17 protein-coding genes are annotated in these 19,994 nt (G+C 60.7%); 10 read left to right on the forward strand and 7 right to left on the reverse strand.

Annotation, left to right across the window (positions count from 1 at the left end):
- Positions 1-416 precede the first annotated feature (416 nt).
- A complete protein-coding gene (locus tag AC07XF_RS07105; RefSeq protein ID WP_495025949.1) occupies positions 417-2,510 on the forward strand; it encodes an LTA synthase family protein in 2,094 nt (697 codons plus the stop codon).
- A gap of 59 nt (positions 2,511-2,569) precedes the next feature.
- Here AC07XF_RS07105 and AC07XF_RS07110 read toward each other — a convergent pair whose 3' ends face one another.
- Positions 2,570-2,728, reverse strand: a complete 159-nt coding sequence (locus tag AC07XF_RS07110) for a DUF3309 family protein (RefSeq protein WP_442099317.1) — start codon at positions 2,726-2,728, stop codon at positions 2,570-2,572.
- A gap of 279 nt (positions 2,729-3,007) precedes the next feature.
- Between AC07XF_RS07110 and AC07XF_RS07115 the strand changes: the two genes are divergently transcribed.
- The 3 genes from AC07XF_RS07115 to csrA all read left to right on the forward strand — a co-directional run bounded on the left by AC07XF_RS07115 (position 3,008) and on the right by csrA (position 4,559).
- Positions 3,008-3,823, forward strand: coding sequence for an SDR family oxidoreductase (locus tag AC07XF_RS07115; RefSeq protein WP_495025950.1), 816 nt, complete (start codon positions 3,008-3,010; stop codon positions 3,821-3,823).
- A gap of 64 nt (positions 3,824-3,887) precedes the next feature.
- Positions 3,888-4,220 carry a YnfA family protein gene (locus tag AC07XF_RS07120; protein WP_008004345.1) on the forward strand — a complete coding sequence of 111 codons (333 nt, stop codon included), beginning with the start codon at positions 3,888-3,890 and terminating at the stop codon, positions 4,218-4,220.
- Positions 4,221-4,373: 153 nt separating this feature from the next.
- Positions 4,374-4,559, forward strand: a complete 186-nt coding sequence (gene csrA / locus AC07XF_RS07125) for a carbon storage regulator CsrA (RefSeq protein ID WP_495025951.1) — start codon at positions 4,374-4,376, stop codon at positions 4,557-4,559.
- 5 nt (positions 4,560-4,564) lie between these two features.
- Here the strand turns inward: csrA and AC07XF_RS07130 are convergent, their stop codons facing one another.
- From AC07XF_RS07130 to mnmC, 5 genes are all read right to left on the reverse strand, one after another.
- Complete coding sequence (locus AC07XF_RS07130) at positions 4,565-4,792, reverse strand: YheU family protein (protein WP_003199186.1); 228 nt, start codon at positions 4,790-4,792, stop codon at positions 4,565-4,567.
- Between the two features lie 191 nt (positions 4,793-4,983).
- Positions 4,984-6,174 carry an osmoprotectant NAGGN system M42 family peptidase gene (locus tag AC07XF_RS07135; RefSeq protein ID WP_495025952.1) on the reverse strand — a complete coding sequence of 397 codons (1,191 nt, stop codon included), beginning with the start codon at positions 6,172-6,174 and terminating at the stop codon, positions 4,984-4,986.
- A gap of 156 nt (positions 6,175-6,330) precedes the next feature.
- Complete coding sequence (ngg, locus tag AC07XF_RS07140; protein ID WP_495025953.1) at positions 6,331-8,079, reverse strand: N-acetylglutaminylglutamine synthetase; 1,749 nt, start codon at positions 8,077-8,079, stop codon at positions 6,331-6,333.
- 3 nt (positions 8,080-8,082) lie between these two features.
- On the reverse strand, positions 8,083-9,855 hold the full coding sequence (locus AC07XF_RS07145) for an N-acetylglutaminylglutamine amidotransferase (RefSeq protein ID WP_495025954.1): 1,773 nt from the start codon (positions 9,853-9,855) through the stop codon (positions 8,083-8,085).
- Between the two features lie 170 nt (positions 9,856-10,025).
- The gene (mnmC, locus tag AC07XF_RS07150; protein ID WP_495025955.1) at positions 10,026-12,005 is read right to left on the reverse strand and encodes a bifunctional tRNA (5-methylaminomethyl-2-thiouridine)(34)-methyltransferase MnmC2/FAD-dependent 5-carboxymethylaminomethyl-2-thiouridine(34) oxidoreductase MnmC1; all 1,980 of its coding nucleotides are present in this window, start codon (positions 12,003-12,005) and stop codon (positions 10,026-10,028) included.
- Between the two features lie 318 nt (positions 12,006-12,323).
- Here mnmC and pap point away from each other — a divergent pair, with 318 nt between their 5' ends.
- The 3 genes from pap (at position 12,324) to AC07XF_RS07165 (ending at position 16,329) form a co-directional block, all read left to right on the forward strand.
- Complete coding sequence (pap, locus tag AC07XF_RS07155; protein WP_495025956.1) at positions 12,324-13,847, forward strand: polyphosphate:AMP phosphotransferase; 1,524 nt, start codon at positions 12,324-12,326, stop codon at positions 13,845-13,847.
- A 102-nt stretch (positions 13,848-13,949) separates the two neighbouring features.
- A complete protein-coding gene (locus tag AC07XF_RS07160; RefSeq protein ID WP_495025957.1) occupies positions 13,950-15,134 on the forward strand; it encodes a thiolase family protein in 1,185 nt (394 codons plus the stop codon).
- Between the two features lie 232 nt (positions 15,135-15,366).
- Positions 15,367-16,329, forward strand: coding sequence for a DMT family transporter (locus AC07XF_RS07165; protein ID WP_495025958.1), 963 nt, complete (start codon positions 15,367-15,369; stop codon positions 16,327-16,329).
- Positions 16,330-16,439: 110 nt separating this feature from the next.
- On the opposite strand, the gene AC07XF_RS07170 is transcribed toward AC07XF_RS07165, so the two are convergent.
- Positions 16,440-17,834: a class II fumarate hydratase gene (locus tag AC07XF_RS07170; protein WP_495025959.1), complete on the reverse strand. Its 1,395-nt coding sequence runs from the start codon at positions 17,832-17,834 to the stop codon at positions 16,440-16,442.
- A gap of 191 nt (positions 17,835-18,025) precedes the next feature.
- On the opposite strand from AC07XF_RS07170, the gene AC07XF_RS07175 reads away from it, so the two are divergent.
- The 3 genes from AC07XF_RS07175 to trhO all read left to right on the forward strand — a co-directional run bounded on the left by AC07XF_RS07175 (position 18,026) and on the right by trhO (position 19,992).
- Complete coding sequence (locus AC07XF_RS07175; RefSeq protein WP_495025960.1) at positions 18,026-18,550, forward strand: DUF2059 domain-containing protein; 525 nt, start codon at positions 18,026-18,028, stop codon at positions 18,548-18,550.
- A gap of 12 nt (positions 18,551-18,562) precedes the next feature.
- Positions 18,563-18,862 carry a BolA family protein gene (locus tag AC07XF_RS07180; RefSeq protein WP_495025961.1) on the forward strand — a complete coding sequence of 100 codons (300 nt, stop codon included), beginning with the start codon at positions 18,563-18,565 and terminating at the stop codon, positions 18,860-18,862.
- A gap of 188 nt (positions 18,863-19,050) precedes the next feature.
- A complete protein-coding gene (trhO, locus tag AC07XF_RS07185; RefSeq protein ID WP_495025962.1) occupies positions 19,051-19,992 on the forward strand; it encodes an oxygen-dependent tRNA uridine(34) hydroxylase TrhO in 942 nt (313 codons plus the stop codon).
- Positions 19,993-19,994: the final 2 nt, after the last annotated feature.

Here is a 19,994-nt window from a genome sequence, read left to right on the forward strand (position 1 = left end):
GCGACCTGTAGCAGCTGGCGAAGATTGCGTTCGGCTTGTAGCAGCTGCCGAGCCTGCGAGGCTGCGTTCGGCTGCGCAGCAGTCGTAAAACCCTGAGTCCCCGGTCTTCCTGAAGAACCACGCCGGCTGATCTTACGACTGCTTCGCAGCCGAACGCAGGTTTCGCCAGCTGCTACAAAGAGCGTGTTTTGCCTGGGGTTTATTGTGTTTCCGGATATGCGTTGCACGAAATTTTCACAAAGCGTCCAAGACAATTCGCCTGCGCCAACATTGCGGACAGTAATCAATGGCAATGCCGCGAGTGATCGTGCAACATTTGCGCACCGCGCAATCCCCGGGGCCAGGTACTGGCCAAAAAGAGGGCAAGGCGCAGCAGTATTTTTGAAACTTCAACTTCCAATGGGTCCTAAAACGACATGGCAATCCCGGACGCCCTGAATCAGCAGCGAGCTTCTAGTCGCCTGCTGCAACCGACCGTCAAATCGCATCTGGCCTACACGCTGTTGTGTGCCCTGGTCATGATGGTCATGTTCAGCCTGCTGCGCGTCGCGCTGCTGGTTTACAACCGCTCGATGATCCTCGACACGCCAGCCTCGACCTTCCTCGAGGCATTCGCCAACGGTCTGCGTTTCGACCTGCGTCTGGTGGTCTATCTCAGTATTCCGTTGCTGCTGGCATTGTTCAGCGCCCGGGCCATGGCGGCACGCGGGCTGTTCCGTCTGTGGCTGACGGTTGTCTCCAGCATTGCGCTGTTCCTGGGCCTGATGGAGATGGACTTCTATCGTGAGTTCCACCAGCGCCTCAACGGCCTGGTCTTCCAGTACGTCAAGGAAGATCCGAAAACCGTGATGAGCATGCTCTGGTACGGTTTCCCGGTGGTCCGTTACCTGCTGGCATGGGCCGTGGGTACCTGGATCCTGAGCCTGGCATTCAAAGGCGCCGACCGTGCGACCCGTCCCCGTGGCCCGTTCAGTGGTGGCAGCATCGGCACGCGCCAGGTTGCGCCGTGGTATGCGCGAATTGCGGTATTCGTGGTTTGTTTGCTGGTTTGCGTGGTCGCCGCGCGTGGCACTCTGCGCCAAGGCCCGCCGCTTCGCTGGGGTGACGTCTATACCACCAACTCGAACTTCGCCAACCAGTTGGGCCTCAATGGCACCCTGCAATTGGTGGCTGCCGCCAAGAGCCGGATGTCCGAAGAACGCGACAACATCTGGAAGGCCACCCTGCCTCAAGAACAAGCCCAGCAGATCGTGCGTGACATGCTGGTGCTGCCGGACGAAAAACTGGTCGAGGCCGATATGGCCGCCGTACGTCGTGACTACACGCCGCCGGCCGACAAGACCCTGCCGATCAAGAACGTCGTTGTAATCCTGATGGAAAGCATGGCCGGTCACTCGGTGGGTGCTTTGGGCGGGCCGGGCAATATCACGCCGTACCTCGACAAACTGTCGAAGGAAGGCCTGCTGTTCGACCGTTTCTTCTCCAACGGAACCCATACCCACCAGGGCATGTTCGCCACCATGGGGTGCTTTCCGAACCTGCCGGGTTTCGAATACCTGATGCAGACTCCTGAAGGCAGCCACAAGCTGTCCGGCCTGCCGCAGTTGCTCAGCGCCCGTCACTATGACGACGTGTACGTCTACAACGGTGATTTCGCCTGGGACAACCAGTCGGGTTTCTTCAGCAACCAGGGCATGACCAACTTCATCGGCCGTAACGATTTCGTGAATCCGGTGTTCTCCGACCCGACATGGGGCGTGTCCGACCAGGATATGTTCGATCGCAGCCTGCAAGAGCTCAAGGCCCGTGAAAACGGCAAACCGTTCTATGCCTTGCTGCAAACCCTGTCCAACCACACGCCCTACGCCTTGCCGACGCCATTGCCGGTCGAGCCCGTGACCAATCGCGGAAGCCTGAACGAACACTTGACCGCCATGCGTTACGCGGACTGGGCGCTGGGCCAGTTCTTTGAAAAGGCCCGCAAGGAGCCTTACTTCAAGGAAACCCTGTTTGTCATCGTGGGTGACCACGGTTTCGGCAATGAACAGCAGATCACCGAAATGGACCTGGGCCGCTTCAACGTGCCGATGTTGATGATCGCACCGGGTATCCAGGAGAAGTTCGGCCAGCGCGACCACACAGTGGGCACCCAGATCGACATCGTGCCAACCATCATGGGCCGCCTGGGCGGCGAAACTCGCCAGCAATGCTGGGGCCGCGACCTGCTCAACCTGCCTGAAGGCGATAAGGGTTTTGGTGTGATCAAACCTTCGGGTAACGAGCAGACCACCGCCATCCTCAGCGATGACCGGATCCTTGTGTTGCCGAAGGAAAAGGACATGGCGCCGAAGTTGTACCAGTACGAAATGGGCGCTACGCCACATGCCGAGATCATTGCGGATGCACCGCGTTCCGCTGAGTTGAAACTCAAGCTCGAAGCGTTCCTGCAAACCGCGACCAAGAGCCTGCTGGACAACACCGCCGGTGTAGTTCACGGCACGCCGCAATAAGTTGTGACGCAATAGAAAAGAGGCCCTTCAAGGGCCTCTTTTTTTTGCCTGGCGGATTTTTATATTCGGCCGAGCAAGAGCAGGATCAACAACACCACCAACACCACGCCGATAATTCCGGACGGGCCATAACCCCAACTTCTGGAGTGCGGGAAGACCGGCAAACCACCGATCAGTAACAGGATCAGAATGACGAGAAGTATTGTGCCCATGTCTATTTCCTTGTCGAAAATGCAGTGGATTGACCATGCCAATCAAGGTCAGCGGGAATAAAGGAAATTCGAGCTGCTTAAAAATTCCGACTCTTGCGCTTACAGGAAAATTCCAAGTTTTTTAGAAGTATTTCGAACAGGTTCTTATTTCATTTGTGTTTGTCTTAGTTACTTCAGGCACTCCCGCGGTTTGCTCGGGCCATTCAGCAATCTGATGGAGCGTGGGTCGGACAATTTCCTTCGCTACACTCGATGCATCTTCCGAGAACAACAAGGCTGTTTGCTATGCAAAATCGCATGATGATCACTGGTGCAGGCTCTGGCCTGGGTCGCGAAATCGCGCTGCGCTGGGCGCGTGAAGGCTGGCAACTGGCCTTGTCGGACGTCAGCGAGCCCGGTTTGCAGGAAACCCTGAAGCTGGTTCGTGAAGCCGGCGGTGATGGTTTTATCCAGCGCTGCGACGTGCGCGATTACAGCCAATTGACGGCGTTCGCCCAGGCCTGTGAAGTCAAGCTCGGCGGTATCGATGTCATCGTCAACAACGCCGGTGTGGCGTCTGGCGGGTTCTTCAGTGAGTTGTCCCTGGAGGATTGGGACTGGCAGATCGCGATCAACCTGATGGGCGTGGTCAAGGGCTGCAAGGCGTTCCTGCCACTGCTGGAAAAAAGCAAAGGCAAGATCATCAACATCGCGTCCATGGCCGCGCTGATGCAAGGCCCGGCGATGAGCAACTACAACGTGGCCAAGGCGGGCGTGGTGGCGTTGTCCGAAAGCCTGCTGATCGAGCTGGCACATCAGGAAGTCGGCGTGCATGTGGTGTGTCCGTCGTTCTTCCAGACCAACCTGCTGGACTCCTTCCGCGGCCCGACCCCGGCCATGAAGGCCCAGGTCGGCAAGTTGCTGGAAAGTTCGCCGATCAGCGCCGCCGACATCGCCGATTACATCTACCGGCAGGTCGCCGCTGGCGAGTTCATGATCCTGCCCCACGAACAGGGCCGCATGGCCTGGGCGATCAAACAGAAGAACCCGCAGCTGCTCTACAACGAAATGACCGTCATGGCCGATAAAATGCGCGCCAAGGCCAGGCAATCCGCAAGCTGATCTTGCCCGCAGGCAACGCGGTGGTTAGGGTGGCCGCCATCGGCCATCCTCGCGAGACATTTGCATGCTCAATTACCTGTGGTTTTTCCTTGCCGCATTGTTCGAAATTGCCGGTTGCTTTGCCTTTTGGATGTGGTTGCGCCAGGGTAAAAGCATGTGGTGGGTGGTGCCGGCGCTCCTCAGCCTCACTCTGTTCGCCCTGCTGCTGACCCGAATCGAAGCAACCTACGCCGGCCGCGCCTATGCCGCTTACGGTGGCATCTACATCATTGCGTCAATCGGATGGTTGGCCGTGGTCGAGCGGATTCGTCCGCTGGGTTCGGACTGGCTTGGCGTGGCGCTGTGTGTCATCGGCGCGAGCATCATCCTGTTCGGGCCGCGATTCTCCGCGTCCTGACAGATCGGCCCTACAATCAACCAGCCTGTCAGACCTTTCCGTAAGCGCGGTGTGTCATGGCTGTCAGTCCGGTCTGGTTTGCTGTCGGAGCATTGTAGGCGTACGACGGGCCGGGCATCTTCAAGGGCCAGTAACCCCTGAAGGACACTCCTCATGCTCGTACTCAGTCGCGTTGTGGGCGAAACGATTTCCATCGGTGAAAACATTTCCGTGCGCGTTCTCGCGATCAACGGAAACAACATTCGCTTTGGCGTCGAAGCGCCTCAGGACGTCAATGTCCACCGCTCCGAAATCTACGAACGCATTCAGAACAAACTGGCGAAGACCAAGGGGCGCTGAAGGCTTCAGTCAAACAGGTGCTTGGGCACGTCGTGCTTGAGCATCAGTTGGCATTGTTCGCTTTCCGGGTCGAAGACAATCAGTGCCTGGCCCTTGGTCAAGGCCTGGCGCACGCGCAATACGCGGGTTTCCAGCGGCGTGTCATCGCCATTGTCCGTGCCGTCGCGGGTCACGAAATCCTCGATCAGGCGGGTGAGGGTATCGACTTCAAGTTGGTCGTGGGGAATCAGCATAGGCACCTCGGTTGGATCAATGGCGCGATGCTACGGCGATTGGGCTGTTGCGGCTAGTCTTGGGCTGAAGTGTCGTCTGGTCCGGCGTCTTCGCGAGCAAGCCCGCTCCCACATGTGATCGCATTCCCCTGTGGGAGCGGGCTTGCTCGCGAAGGCAATCTGTCAGACACCGGAAATCTCAGCGTTTCAACTCAGTTCCCCGACCGCTGCCCCACCAGGCTGTCCACCGACGGCACCCGCGTATCGCTTTCCATCTGGGTGTCGTGTTCGAGCTGATGGCTGAAGCGGTCCAGTGACCCTTGGGCCGGTTGCGCATCGCTGGCAAACACTGGCGGGCTGAGGATGTATGCACCAAGCAGGCGGCTCAGGGCGGCGAGACTGTCGATGTGGGTGCGCTCGTAACCGTGGGTGGCGTCGCAGCCGAAGGCGAGCAGGGCGGTGCGAATGTCGTGGCCGGCGGTGACCGCCGAATGGGCGTCACTGAAGTAGTAGCGAAACAGGTCGCGGCGGGCCGGCAACTCGTTGTCGCTGGCCAGGCGCAGGAGATGGCGCGACAGGTGATAGTCATACGGCCCGCCGGAATCCTGCATCGCGATGCTCACGGCATGCTCGCTGGAGTGTTGGCCAGGCGCGACCGGTGCGATGTCGATGCCGACGAACTCACTGACGTCCCAGGGCAACGCCGCCGCCGCGCCGCTGCCGGTTTCCTCGGTGATGGTGAACAGCGGATGGCAGTCGATCATCAGGTCTTCGCCACTGTCGACGATGGCTTTGAGCGCTGCCAGCAGTGCGGCTACCCCGGCCTTGTCGTCGAGGTGGCGGGCGCTGATGTGGCCGCTTTCGGTGAACTCCGGCAACGGGTCGAAGGCGACGAAATCGCCGATGCTGATCCCCACCGACTCGCAGTCGGCACGAGTAGCGCAGTAGGCATCCAGACGCAATTCGATGTGATCCCAACTGATCGGCATCTCATCCACGGCGGTATTGAAAGCGTGCCCGGAAGCCATCAGCGGCAAGACACTGCCGCGGATCACGCCGTTGTCGGTAAACAGGCTGACCCGACTGCCTTCGGCAAAACGACTGGACCAGCAGCCGACTGGCGCGAGGGTCAGGCGGCCATTGTCCTTTACCGCACGCACCGCCGCGCCGATGGTGTCCAGGTGGGCGGATACGGCGCGGTCGGGGCTGTTTTTCTTGCCTTTGAGCGTGGCGCGGATGGTGCCGCGACGGGTCATTTCGAAGGGAATGCCGAGCTCTTCAAGGCGCTCGGCGACATAGCGCACGATGGTATCGGTGAACCCGGTGGGGCTGGGAATGGCGAGCATTTCCAGCAGGACTTTTTGCAGGTAACCGAGGTCCGGTTCGGGGATTTTACTGGTCATGGAAACTCCTGATGAGTTGAGCGCATCGATGGTTTCGATGAGGGATTTGTGGTGTCTGTCAGGCCGCCTTCGCGAGCAAGCCCGCTCCCACATGTAATCGCATTCCCCTGTGGGAGCGGGCTTGCTCGCGAAGGGGCCAGTCCAGACAACGCATAGCTAAGAGACCACCGGCTGACTGTGCGGAAACAGCAAATCCACAAACCGCTCCGCCGTGGGTTGCGGTTCATGATTGGCCAGCCCGGCCCGCTCGTTGGCTTCGATAATCACGTAGTCCGCCCGGTCAGCGGCGGACACCATCAGGTCAAGGCCGACCATGGGAATGTCTAGCGCCCGCGCTGCCCGCACGGCGGCGTCCACCAGCGTCGGATGCAGGATCGCCGTCACGTCCTCAAGAACGCCACCTGTATGAAGGTTCGCCGTACGCCGTACGAATAGATGCTCGCCGGCCGGCAGAATGCTGCTGTAGTCGTATCCGGCGGCATGCAAGGTGCGCAGGGTTTCCTGGTCCAGCGGGATCTTGCTTTCGCCGCCCGTGGCCGCTTGTCGCCGCCGGCTCTGGGCTTCGATCAAGGCGCCGATGGAGTGCTGGCCGTCGCCGACTACTTCGGCCGGCCGGCGAATGGCGGCCGCGACCACTTCAAAACCGATCACCACGATTCGCAGGTCGAGGCCTTCGTGGAAGCTTTCCAGCAGCACGCGGCTGTCAAAGTGGCGTGCCGCCTCGATGGCTTGCTGCACCTCGTCGAGGGTCCGCAAGTCGACCGCTACGCCTTGGCCCTGTTCACCGTCCAGCGGTTTGACCACCACGCGCAGGTGCTCATCGAGAAACGCCAGATTGTCATCGGCATTGCCCGCCAGTTGCTGCGCCGGCAGGTTCAAACCGGCAGCCTTGAGCACTTTGTGGGTCAGGCTTTTGTCCTGGCACAGACTCATGCTGATGGCGCTGGTCAGGTCGCTCAGGGACTCACGGCAGCGTACCCGGCGCCCGCCATGGCTGAGGGTGAACATCCCGGCGTCAGCGTCATCGACTTGCACATCGATGCCACGACGGTGAGCTTCCTCGACAATGATCCGCGCGTACGGGTTGAACGCCGCTTCCGGACCTGGCCCGAGAAACAGCGGCTGATTGATGCCGTTCTTGCGCTTGATGGCGAAGGTCGAGAGGTTGCGAAAACCGAGTTTGGCGTAAAGGCTTTTCGCCTGGCGGTTGTCGTGCAGTACGGACAGGTCGAGGTAAGCGAGACCGCGACTCATGAAGTGTTCGATCAAGTGCCGCACCAGCACTTCACCGACACCTGGCCGCGCACAATGCGGGTCGACCGCCAGGCACCACAGGCTGCTGCCGTTTTCCGGATCGTTGAAGGCCTGGTGGTGGTTGAGGCCCATGACGCTGCCGATGACCGCGTCGCTATCCTCGTCTTCGGCCAGCCAGTACACCGGGCCGCCCAGGTGGCGCGCAGTGAGTCGGGTGGCGTCGATCGGCAGCATGCCGCGCGCCTGGTACAGCTGGTTGATGGCTTGCCAGTCGGCGTCACTTTGCGCGCGTCGGATGCGAAAACCGCGAAACACCCGGGTCGCTTGACGGTAATCGCTGAACCACAGGCGCAAGGTATCGGACGGGTCGAGGAACAACTGTGTCGGCTCCAGGCCCAGCACTTGCTGGGGCGCGGCGACGTACAGGGCAATGTCCCGTTCGCCGGGATGTTCGTTGAGCAACTCCCCGGCGAGGCTCGCGGCATCGGCAAACGTGTGGCCGATCAGCAAGCGGCCCCAGCCACAATGCACGGCGATCGGTGCTCCGCCGAGTTCACTGCCATCCTCGGCCAGACGTGCCTGCAAGCGTTCGTAGGAAGGCGACTGGCCGCGCAACAGGCGTTGGCTGAAAGCCGTGGCGTGAGGTTTCATCGGTCAGATTCCTTGTTCGCTGAGCCACAGGTTGAGAGCCGCCAGTTGCCACAGCTTCGAGCCGCGCAAGGGCGTCAATTGTCCCTGCGGATCGGTCAGCAGACGGTCGAGCATCGCAGGCTTGAACAGGCCGCGATCCTGGCTTGGATCGAGCAGCAACTCGCGCACCCAGCCCAGCGTATCGCCCTGCAAATGCTTGAGGCCCGGCACCGGGAAGTAACCTTTCTTGCGGTCGATCACTTCACTTGGAATCACTTGGCGCGCGGCTTCTTTCAACACTTGCTTGCCGCCGTCCGGCAGTTTGAAACGCCCGGGAATCCGTGCCGACAACTCCACCAGGCGGTAGTCGAGAAACGGCGTGCGCGCTTCCAGGCCCCAGGCCATGGTCATGTTGTCGACGCGCTTGACCGGGTCGTCCACCAGCATCACCGTGCTGTCCAGGCGCAAGGCCTTGTCCACCGCCGCATCGGCACCGGGCCTTGCGAAATGGGCTTTGACGAAGTCACCGGCGGCGTCATTCGCAGTCAGCCATTTCGCTTGCACGGTGGCGGCGTAGTCGTCGTAACTGCGGTCGAAAAATGCTTCGCGGTAGGCGGCATACGGATCGCTCGCACCGTCCACTTGCGGATACCAGTGGTAACCGGCGAACAATTCGTCGGCGCCCTGGCCGCTCTGTACCACTTTGCAGTGTTTGGCCACTTCCCGGGACAGCAGGTAGAAGGCGATGCAGTCATGGCTGACCATCGGCTCGCTCATGGCCCGGAACGCGGCAGGCAGTTGTTCGATGACCTCTTTTTCATCGATGCGCAACTGGTGATGCTGCGTGCCGTAGTGTTGGGCGATCAGGTCGGAATACTGGAACTCGTCGCCGCGTTCGCCACCGGTATCCTGAAACCCGATGGAGAAGGTCGACAGATTTTCTACGCCGACTTCTCGCAACAAGCCCACCAGCAAACTTGAGTCGACGCCACCGGACAACAGCACACCGACATCCACTGCCGCACGCTGGCGGATGGCGACTGCTTCGCGGGTGCTGTCGAGCACACGGTCGCGCCAGTCTTCGAGGGTCAGATTCATTTCATCGGCGTGAGGGCCGTAGGGCAGCGTCCACCAGGTTTTCTGCTCGGTGCGGCCATCGGCTTCGATGCGCATCCAGGTGGCGGGTGGCAGTTTTTCAATACCCGCCAGCAAGGTGCGCGGTGCCGGGACCACGGCGTGGAAATTCAGATAGTGATTGAGCGCCACGGGATCGAGGAGCGGATTGATGTCGCCGCCCTTGAGCAATGCCGGCAGCGCCGAGGCAAAGCGCAAACGCTGGCCGGTGCGCGACAGGTACAGCGGTTTTACGCCGAGACGGTCGCGGGCGATGAACAGACGTTGGGCATCGCGCTCCCAAATGGCAAAGGCAAACATGCCATTGAGTTTCGGCAGCAAGGCTTCGCCCCAGGCGTGATAGCCCTTGAGCAGCACTTCGGTGTCGCCAGCGGAATAGAAGGTGTAACCCAGGCTTTCAAGTTCCGCGCGCAGTTCCGGAAAGTTGTAGATCGCCCCGTTGAACGCCAGGGACAAGCCCAATTGCGGGTCGATCATCGGCTGCGCCGAGCCGTCCGACAGGTCCATGATTTTCAGGCGCCGGTGGCCCAGGGCAATCGGTCCCTGGCTATGAAAACCCCAGGCATCGGGGCCGCGAGGGGCCAGGTGATGGGTGATTCGTTCAATGGCTGCAAGGTCTGCAGGTTGATGATCAAAACGTAACTCGCCAGCTAATCCGCACATAAATTCCTTACCGGTTATTCCGTTGGGGAGGGTCATTCGATACCACGCCAAAACGGCAGGTACTCAGAAAGTGACCCTCCTCGGTAAGGGGAGTTTTAGATCGATGGGTTATATGCCGACAGACCACAGCCGAATCCCCCCCGTGAGGGAGACTTCGTCTGCTGTATCGACTACTTGCCCCGGATCAAGCGCCGCAGGGCAAAACGGTTGGGGTGGCAGGCTTCGGCCACGCTTCTGGGCAAGGGCAGGGGTTCGTTATCCAGCCAGGCGGCGAGTAATTCACCAGACAACGGCGCGGTGATCAGACCCCGCGAGCCGTGGCCACTGTTGACGTATAAACCATCGAACCATGGGCATGGGATATCCGGCACTTGCCGGGCGTCCTTGCCCAGCGCGGCATAGGCTTGGGCGAAGGCCTGGCTGTCGGCCAGCGGACCGACGATCGGCAAATAGTCAGGGCTGGTGCAACGGAAGGCAGCGCGACCTTGAAGGCTTTCAGGGTCGAGCCGATCGATCTCCAGCCGCGTGACCAGATCGTGGGAAATTTCTTCGAGCATGGCCAGATTGCCCAGGTGCTCTGCCGTGGTGGGTGTCAGGTCTTCGCTCTTGAAATCGAAACTGGCCCCCAGGGTGTGTTCGCCGAACCGCGCGGGGGCGACATAGCCTTCGGCACACACCACCGTGCCGAGGGACTGGCTTTGCGGGGTTTGCGCCAGGCGCGTGATTTGTCCGCGAATGCGTTTGAGCGGCAATCCGGCGCTCTCGGGGAAACGCTGGATTTCAGCAGCACCGGCGAGCACCACCACCGGCGCGCTGGCAAGCAATCGTTCGCCGTCCCAGGCCTGCCACTGGCCCTCAACTTTGCGCAGTTCGAGCACATCGTGATGCGCAAGCACATTAACCAGCGGGTGCGATGCCTGCCATTGGCACAACGCCGGTGGGTGAACCCAGCCGCCTTCGGGATAGAACAGGCCCCCGTGTGCCAGCCCGATGCCGGCCAGGGCCTGTGCCTCGGGTTGATCCATCAAGTGCAACAGATCCGCAGGAAACGCTTGCGCCAACTGCATCTGGCGTTCGGCCTCCTTGGCGTTGAACGCCAGTTGCAGCACACCGCAATCGTCCCAGTCGCGGCCCCGTTGCAAGTGTTCGAGCAGTCGTCGGGTGTAGCCGAAACCGCTGACGATCATTTGCGACAGCGCCGTGCCATGGGCCGATAACTTCAGGTAGAGCACGCCCTGTGGGTTGCCCGAGGCTTCCTGGGCGATGTCGGCGTGGCGCTCCAGCAATGTCACTTGCCAGCCCCGCGCGGCGAGGCTGGCGGCGCTGGCACAACCGGCCAGCCCGGCACCGATCACCAGTGCCTGGCGTTCGCCGGTCAGCGGAGCCGGGCGGGCAAACCAGGGTTTATCCAGGGCAGGGGCAGGCGTTTCCTGCGGCCAGCCGAGAAACTCGCCGCGCAGGATTTCCCATTTGTGGCCGATGCCGGGGATGCGTTTCATCTTGAAGCCGGCGGCATTGAGCAGGCGCCGCACCCAACCGGTGCTGGTGAAGGTGCTGATGGACGCGCCGGGGGCGGCCAGGCGTGCGAGTTCGGCAAACAGTTCGGCGGTCCACATGTCGGGATTTTTCGCCGGAGCGAAACCGTCGAGGAACCAGGCGTCGATCCGGGCATCGAGTTGGGGCAGTTGTTCCAGCGCGTCGCCGATCAGCAGGGTCAGGGTGACACGGCCGTTATCCAGCGTCAGACGCTGAAAACCCTGGTGGATCGCCACGTACTGCGCCAGCAACTGATCGGCAAACACCTTGAGTTCCGGCCACAGCGCCAGGGCACGTTGTAAGTCAGCCGGGCTCAGCGGGTACTTTTCGACGCTGACAAAATGCAGCCGCGCACCGGCCGCCGCGTGTTGCTCGAACACCTGCCAGGCACACAGAAAATTCAGCCCCGTGCCAAACCCCGTCTCACCGATGACCAAGCGCCCGCCCTGCGGCAAGGCGGCAAAACGTTCGGCCAAACGGTTCTGTTCGATGAACACATAGCGGGTTTCATCCAGCCCCGACTGATCGGAGAAGTACACATCGTCGAACACTCGCGAATACGGACGACCTTGGTCGTCCCAGTCGAGTTGGGCGTGGGGCAGTACAGGTTTCATGGCAGGCTCGGCAACGGCAAGGCCGCCATTCTAGCCGATCGACGGGGCGTTGCTTGGTCCGTGGCAAAGCATGCATTGGCTGAGTCATCGAAAATCGATGGCCTGCACAAAAACCTGTGGCGAGGGAGCTTGCTCCCGCTCGGTTGCGAAGCAGCCGCACTGGTCCCAGTCCCCTTGAGAAAGGGTTTGGGATAGCTTCGCCGTCCAGCGGGAACAAACTCCCTCGCCACGAGTTTCGTATCTGCCCCATCAATGGATTTCTTCCACGCAGGAGAGGTGCATCCGCTAGTCTTGCTCACATCTGGAAGGGAGCCGCTCATGTTTGAATCTGCCGAAATCGATCACGCCATCGACAAAGACACCTATGACGCCGAAGTCCCGGCCCTGCGCGAAGCGTTGCTCGAAGCGCAATTCGAATTGCAGCAGCAACGCCGCTTTCCGGTGATCATTTTGATCAACGGCATCGAAGGTGCCGGCAAGGGCGAGACGATCAAGGTGCTCAACGAGTGGATGGACCCGCGCTTGATCGAGGTCCGCACGTTCGACCAGCAAACCGACGAAGAGCTGGCGCGGCCACCGGCCTGGCGGTACTGGCGGATGCTTCCGGCCAAGGGCCGCATGGGGATTTTCTTCGGCAACTGGTACAGCCAGATGCTGCAGGGACGGGTCCATGGCGAGTTCAAGGATCCGCGTCTCGACCAGGCGATCAACGGGGCCGAGCGTCTGGAAAAAATGCTCTGTGACGAAGGTGCGCTGATCTTCAAGTTCTGGTTTCACCTCTCCAAAAAGCAAATGAAGGCACGCCTCAAGGCACTGGCCGACGACCCGCTGCACAGCTGGCGCATCAGCCCGCTGGACTGGCAGCAGTCGCAAACCTACGACCGCTTCGTGAAGTACGGCGAACGGGTGTTGCGCCGCACCAGTCGCGACTATGCACCCTGGCATGTGATCGCCGGGGCGGATGCACATTATCGGAACCTGGCCGTGGGGCGGATTCTGCTGGCGGGCCTGCACGGCGCATTGACGCGGCCGACGATCCATCCGGAAAAGGTCAGCGCGGCGCCAGTGTTCCCCAGTGTCGATCAAGTGAATTTGCTCGACAGCCTGGACCTCACCCTGCACCTGGACAAGGAAGATTACGAGGAACAGCTGATCACCGAGCAGGCACGGTTTTCCGGGTTGATGCGTGACAAACGCATGCGCCGGCACGCACTGGTGGCGGTATTCGAGGGCAACGACGCGGCCGGCAAGGGCGGGGCGATCCGCCGGGTGGCGGCGGCACTGGACCCACGTCAGTACAGCATCGTACCGATTGCCGCGCCCACCGAAGAAGAACGGGCGCAACCGTATCTGTGGCGCTTCTGGCGTCATCTTCCGGCCCGGGGCAAGTTCACCGTGTTCGACCGCTCCTGGTATGGCCGGGTATTGGTGGAGCGTGTCGAAGGCTTTTGCAGCCCGGCGGACTGGCTGCGTGCCTACGGTGAAATCAACGATTTCGAAGAACAGGTCACCGACGCCGGGGTGATCGTGGTCAAGTTCTGGCTGTCCATCGACAAACAGACGCAACTGGAGCGCTTCCAGGAGCGCGAAAAAATTTCGTTCAAGCGCTTCAAGATCACCGAGGACGATTGGCGCAACCGTGAAAAATGGGATGACTATCGCGCGGCGGTCGGCGACATGGTCGACCGTACCAGCACCGAAATTGCGCCATGGACCCTGGTGGAAGCCAACGACAAGCGCTGGGCGCGAGTCAAGGTACTGCGCACCATCAACCGGGCACTGGAGGAGGCGTTCGAAAGATCCGACCGCCACGAGCGCAAGAAGCATAAGGACAAGGATTGAGGCGATGGTTACGCATACGCGAGGTGAATGATTGTCGCGGTCGGTGAAGGGGTGGACTTATGCTCGGTCCACTCTCAACCGACAACAACAATGAGGTATGCCATGCGTGAAGTGGTGATCGTCGACAGCGTGCGGACCGGCCTGGCCAAATCCTTTCGCGGTAAATTCAACATGACCCGCCCGGACGACATGGCGGCACACTGTGTCGATGCACTGTTGGCACGCACCGGTATCGATCCGGCGAGCGTCGAGGACTGCATCGTCGGTGCCGGCTCCAACGAAGGCGCACAGGGTTTCAATATCGGTCGCAACGTCGCGGTGTTGTCTCGCCTGGGTGTCGGCACGGCCGGCATGACCCTCAACCGGTTCTGTTCCTCGGGCTTGCAGGCAATCGCTATCGCTGCCAACCAGATCGCTTCGGGTTGCAGCGACATCATCGTCGCCGGCGGCGTCGAATCCATCAGCCTGACCATGAAAAGCGTCAATACCGACAACCTGATCAACCCGCTGCTCAAGGAACAGGTGCCGGGCATCTACTTTCCGATGGGCCAGACCGCTGAAATCGTCGCACGTCGGTACAGCGTCAGCCGTGAAGAGCAGGATTTGTACGCCCTGCAAAGTCAGCAGCGTACCGCCCAGGCTCAAGCCGCCGGGCTGTTCACTGATGAAATCGTGCCAATGGCGGTGAAATACCGCGTCGAGGACAAGACCACCGGTCAGGCACAGATCCTCGACGGCATCGTCGACCGCGATGACTGCAACCGCCCGGACACCACCCTGGAAAGTCTTGCGGGGTTGAAACCGGTGTTTGCCGAAGACGGCTCGGTCACGGCGGGCAACTCGTCGCAACTGTCTGACGGCGCGTCCATGACCCTGGTGATGAGCCTGGAAAAAGCGCTGGAACTGGGGCTCAAGCCGAAAGCGTTCTTCCGCGGGTTTACCGTGGCCGGTTGCGCACCGGACGAGATGGGCATCGGCCCGGTGTTTTCGGTACCGAAACTGCTCAAGGCCAAAGGCTTGCGGATTGACGACATCGACCTCTGGGAGCTCAACGAAGCGTTTGCCTCGCAGTGCCTGTACAGCCGCAACCGGCTGGAAATCGACAACGCCCGGTACAACGTCAACGGTGGTTCGATTTCCATCGGCCACCCGTTCGGCATGACCGGTTCGCGCCAGGTCGGGCATCTCGTTCGTGAGTTGCAGCGACGCAATCTGCGTTACGGCATCGTCACCATGTGCGTGGGTGGCGGGATGGGGGCTACGGGGTTGTTTGAGGCGGTGCGCTAGGTCTCCGCACTTTGTGTTGACTGCCAGATAGCTTTCGCGAGCAAGCCCGCTCCCACATTGAACGGTGTACACGGTCAAATGTGGGAGCGGGCTTGCTCGCGAATGCAGGCGCCGCAGTCTTTCACATTGCGACCCGCACAGTTTCATTCGCGGCCAGACCGTAACTGTCCCTGTGTGCGTCACCGCTCTGCGCCTAGAATGACGGCTCCTGTTATTTGGCTTCGGGGTTCACATGCACATTTCATCGGGTCGCTGGGTTTACGGTCTGTTCCTGGCCTTGCTGACCGCGTTGTTGTGGGGAATCCTGCCGATCAAGCTCAAGCAGGTGTTGCTGGTGATGGACCCGGTGACGGTGACCTGGTTTCGCCTGATAGTGTCCGGCGGCTGCCTGTTCATTTACCTGGCAGCCACCAGGCGCTTGCCCAGCCGCAAAGTGCTCGGTCCGCGCGGTGGCTGGCTGGTGCTGATGGCGGTGCTCGGCCTGGTCGGTAACTATGTGTTGTATCTGATGGGCCTGAACCTGCTCAGCCCCGGCACGGCGCAACTGGTGGTGCAAATGGGGCCGATCATGCTGCTGATCGCCAGCCTGTTCGTGTTCAAGGAGCGTTTCAGCCTGGGGCAGGGGATCGGGCTGCTGGTGCTGCTGATCGGTTTTGCGCTGTTTTTCAACCAGCGCCTGAGTGAATTGCTCACGTCGCTGACCGACTACACCGCCGGCGTGCTGCTGGTGCTGCTGGCGTCCACGGTCTGGACCTTCTATGCCCTGGGGCAGAAGCAATTGCTGACGGTGTGGAATTCGCTGCAGGTGATGATGGTGATCTACCTGTTTTGCGCGCTGCTGTTGACGCCGTGGGTACATCCGCTTGAAGCACTGCAATTGAACCCGTTGCAGGGATGGTTGCTGCTGGCATGCTGCCTCAACACCCTGATTGCCTATGGCGCGTTTGCCGAGGCCCTGGCCCATTGGGAAGCCTCCCGGGTCAGCGCGACGCTGGCCATCACGCCGCTGGTGACTTTCGTTGCCGTTGCCTTGGCCGCGTGGCTGTGGCCCGACTATGTACATGCCGAGACGATCAATGGTCTGGGTTATGGCGGCGCGGTGCTGGTGGTGCTGGGGTCGGCGCTGGTGGCGTTGGGGCCTTCGTTGATTGCCGGGTTGAAGGCGCGGCGGATGCGGATGGCGGTCGGTCGGTAGACCGTATTATCGTTCTTCGCGAGCAAGCCCGCTCCCACATTGAACTGCGAACGCGGTCAAATGTGGGAGCGGGCTTGCCCGCGAAGACGGACTTTCAGGCGCTACAGAGTTCAGCCCTTGGCCCCAGCCTCCAGCATGTTCTCCGGCCGTACCCAGGCATCGAACTCTTCATCAGTCAGGTACCCGAGTTGCAACGCCGCCTCGCGCAAGGTCAGTCCTTCGCTGTAGGCCTTCTTGGCGATCTCCGCCGATTTGTCATAGCCAATGTGCGGGTTGAGCGCCGTCACCAGCATCAGGCCTCGTTCCAGGTGTTCAGCCATTTTTTCCGCATCCGGCTCCAGACCTGCCACGCAGTGCTGCTGGAAGTTGCTGCAGCCATCGCCCAGCAAGCGGATCGATTGCAGCAGGTTATGGATGATCACCGGTTTGAACACGTTCAACTGCAAATGGCCCTGACTGGCTGCAAAGCCGATGGCGACGTCATTGCCCAAGACCTGGCAGGCCAGCATCGACAACGCTTCGCACTGGGTCGGGTTGACCTTGCCCGGCATGATCGAACTGCCTGGTTCATTGGCCGGCAGCTTGACTTCGGCGAAGCCGGCGCGCGGACCGGAACCCAGCAGGCGCAGATCGTTGGCGATTTTCATCAGCGTCACGGCGAGGGTTTTCAGCGCACCGGACAGCGTGGTCAGCGGCTCATGGCCGGCCAGTGCGGCGAATTTGTTCGGCGCGGTGATAAACGGCAAGCCTGAGAGGGCGGCCAACTCTGCGGCGATGGCCTCGCCGAACCCGTGAGGTGAGTTCAGCCCGGTGCCGACGGCCGTTCCGCCCTGGGCCAGCTCGCAGACCGCGGGCAGCGCGCTGCGGATCGCCCGCTCGGCGTAATCGAGTTGCGCGATGAAAGCCGAGATTTCCTGGCCGAAGCTGATCGGTGTCGCATCCATCATGTGGGTGCGGCCGGTTTTGACCAGTTTCATATGGCGAGCAGCCAGCTCGGCCAGCCCGCCGGACAGCTCGCTGATCGCCGGCAGCAAGTGATGTTGCACAGCCTGGGCGGCCGCGATGTGCATGGCAGTGGGGAAGCAGTCGTTGGAACTCTGGGAGCGATTGACGTGATCGTTGGGATGCACTGGGGACTTGCCGCCGCGCGGGTTGCCGGCCAGTTCGTTGGCGCGGCCGGCGATCACTTCGTTGACGTTCATATTGCTCTGGGTGCCACTGCCGGTTTGCCAGACCACCAGCGGAAACTGGTCGTCGTGGTTGCCGGCGAGCACTTCGTCGGCCGCCTGCTCGATCAGGCGGGCGATATCGGCGGGCACGTCGCCATTGCGATCATTGACCCGTGCCGCGGCTTTCTTGATCAGCGCCAGGGCATGCAACACGGCCAGCGGCATGCGCTCGTTGCCGATGGCGAAGTTGATCAGCGAGCGTTGCGTCTGAGCGCCCCAATAGGCTTCATCCGGGACTTCAACCTGGCCGAGGCTGTCGGTTTCGATACGGCTCATCTTGCTCACTCCTGTAGGTCCGATTGCGCAGTTTAGGCCGTGATCGACGGCCGCGGTTCCATCAGTCTGTAATTGACCATTCAACCCCTCTAAATCAGGCGCGACAAGGCTTGGGGTTGAGCGACACACTTTTTTAGGCGCAGAATGGACGCCCTTGGGGTCTTACCTCGCCAGCTAGAAAAGGAAACCCGATGACTCGTCTTCGTGCCATCTGTACCGCTGTTGCATTGGTCTGCGCCAGCGGCCAGGTTCTTGCCGACACCGCCAGCCATAACGCCAGTGCCGAGGCTTTCCTGACCATGGCGCACGCTGACAAACTGGGCACCCCGGTGTACATGCAAGTACAGCAGATGTTTGCCCAGCGTTTCGAACAGACTAAAGCCCCTGAGTCGAAAAAGGCCGTGCTGGAAACCTACCAGGCCAAGGCCAACGCCGCTCTGGACCAGGCCATTGGCTGGAACAAGCTGAAGCCGGACATGGTCAAGCTCTACACCACCAACTTCACCGAATCCGAGCTCAAGGACCTGGTTGCGTTCTACCAGTCGCCACTGGGCAAGAAAGTCCTGGAAAAAATGCCCCAGCTGACCCAGCAATCGGCCCAGATGACCCAGGCCAAGCTGGAAAGCGCGGTACCGGTGGTCAACAAGCTGCTGGCTGACATGACAGCTGAGCTGACCCCGCAAGACGCGGCTGCTCCAGCCAAGAAAAAGCCTTAAGCGGAGTTCGGTATGACCATGCAACAACGCATCGAATCGACGCTCGCCCTGCTTCAGCCCGAGCATCTGCAAGTGCTGGATGAGAGCCACATGCACAGCCGCGGATTGCAGACCCATTTCAAGGCGGTGGTGGTCAGCGAGCAGTTTGCCGGGCTCAACCGTGTCAAGCGTCATCAGAAAGTCTATGCCACGCTGGGCGAGCTGATGGGCGAGTTCCATGCGTTGGCGCTGCATACCTACACGCCAGAGGAATGGGCACAGATCGACGCAGCCCCGGCCTCGCCGACCTGTGCCGGCGGCAGCAAGCATTAAGCAGCTGCACGCTTCCGGTAGGAGCTGGCTTGCCAGCGATGGCAATCTCACGGGCGCCATCGCTGGCAAGCCAGCTCCTACAGGGAAGGTTTTATTTTTGTTAGACTATGCAACGCGCCGCTAACCCGGCGCGTTTTTTTTCGCATCCGGTTCACCCCTTACGAGGGTAGCCACCTGGAGATTTACCCATGACACAACAGATTGTCGTGGCGGCACTGTATAAGTTCGTCACCCTGGAAGATTACGTCGCCCTGCGCGAGCCGCTGCTGCAAGCGATGGTCGACAACGGCATCAAAGGCACACTGCTGATTGCCGAAGAAGGCATCAACGGCACTGTGTCCGGCAGCCGCGAAGGCATCGACGGGCTGATGGCCTGGCTCAAGAATGACCCGCGCATGGACGACATCGACCATAAAGAGTCGTACTGCGACGAGCAGCCGTTCTACCGCACCAAAGTCAAACTCAAGAAAGAAATCGTCACCCTCGGCGTGGACGGGGTGGACCCGAACAAAAAGGTCGGCACCTACGTCGATCCGCAGGACTGGAACGCGCTGATCAGCGACCCGGAAGTGCTGTTGATCGACACCCGTAACGATTACGAAGTCTCGATCGGTACTTTCGAAGGCGCCATCGACCCGAAAACCACCAGTTTTCGCGAATTTCCCGACTACATCAAAGCCAACTTCGACCCGTCCGTGCACAAGAAGGTCGCGATGTTCTGCACCGGCGGCATCCGCTGCGAGAAGGCGTCGAGCTACATGCTCAGCGAAGGTTTCGATGAGGTCTACCACCTCAAGGGCGGCATCCTGAAGTACCTCGAAGAGGTGCCGCAGGAAGAAACCAAGTGGCAGGGCGACTGCTTTGTGTTCGACAACCGCGTGACCGTGCGCCACGACCTGAGCGAAGGCGACTACGATCAATGTCATGCCTGCCGCACGCCAGTCAGCGTTGAAGACCGTGCGTCCGAGCATTACGTGGCCGGCATCAGTTGCCCGCATTGCTGGGATAAGCTGAGCGAGAAGACTCGTCGTAGTGCCATCGACCGACAGAAGCAGATCGAACTGGCCAAGGCCCGCAACATGCCTCACCCGATCGGCTACAACTACAAGCAAGCATCCTCCGAGGCCTGAAC

Source organism: Pseudomonas sp. GW821-FHT01C01 (assembly GCF_059422645.1).

Excerpts from the sequence above, each read along its gene's own strand:
- AC07XF_RS07105 (WP_495025949.1), top strand. The coding sequence starts at position 417 with ATGGCAATCCCGGACGCCCTGAATCAGCAGCGAGCTTCTAGTCGCCTG.
- AC07XF_RS07115 (WP_495025950.1), top strand. The coding sequence starts at position 3,008 with ATGCAAAATCGCATGATGATCACTGGTGCAGGCTCTGGCCTGGGTCGC.
- AC07XF_RS07120 (WP_008004345.1), top strand. The coding sequence starts at position 3,888 with ATGCTCAATTACCTGTGGTTTTTCCTTGCCGCATTGTTCGAAATTGCC.
- csrA (WP_495025951.1), top strand. The coding sequence starts at position 4,374 with ATGCTCGTACTCAGTCGCGTTGTGGGCGAAACGATTTCCATCGGTGAA.
- AC07XF_RS07130 (WP_003199186.1), bottom strand. The coding sequence starts at position 4,792 with ATGCTGATTCCCCACGACCAACTTGAAGTCGATACCCTCACCCGCCTG.
- AC07XF_RS07135 (WP_495025952.1), bottom strand. The coding sequence starts at position 6,174 with ATGACCAGTAAAATCCCCGAACCGGACCTCGGTTACCTGCAAAAAGTC.
- ngg (WP_495025953.1), bottom strand. The coding sequence starts at position 8,079 with ATGAAACCTCACGCCACGGCTTTCAGCCAACGCCTGTTGCGCGGCCAG.
- AC07XF_RS07145 (WP_495025954.1), bottom strand. The coding sequence starts at position 9,855 with ATGTGCGGATTAGCTGGCGAGTTACGTTTTGATCATCAACCTGCAGAC.
- mnmC (WP_495025955.1), bottom strand. The coding sequence starts at position 12,005 with ATGAAACCTGTACTGCCCCACGCCCAACTCGACTGGGACGACCAAGGT.
- pap (WP_495025956.1), top strand. The coding sequence starts at position 12,324 with ATGTTTGAATCTGCCGAAATCGATCACGCCATCGACAAAGACACCTAT.
- AC07XF_RS07160 (WP_495025957.1), top strand. The coding sequence starts at position 13,950 with ATGCGTGAAGTGGTGATCGTCGACAGCGTGCGGACCGGCCTGGCCAAA.
- AC07XF_RS07165 (WP_495025958.1), top strand. The coding sequence starts at position 15,367 with ATGCACATTTCATCGGGTCGCTGGGTTTACGGTCTGTTCCTGGCCTTG.
- AC07XF_RS07170 (WP_495025959.1), bottom strand. The coding sequence starts at position 17,834 with ATGAGCCGTATCGAAACCGACAGCCTCGGCCAGGTTGAAGTCCCGGAT.
- AC07XF_RS07175 (WP_495025960.1), top strand. The coding sequence starts at position 18,026 with ATGACTCGTCTTCGTGCCATCTGTACCGCTGTTGCATTGGTCTGCGCC.
- AC07XF_RS07180 (WP_495025961.1), top strand. The coding sequence starts at position 18,563 with ATGACCATGCAACAACGCATCGAATCGACGCTCGCCCTGCTTCAGCCC.
- trhO (WP_495025962.1), top strand. The coding sequence starts at position 19,051 with ATGACACAACAGATTGTCGTGGCGGCACTGTATAAGTTCGTCACCCTG.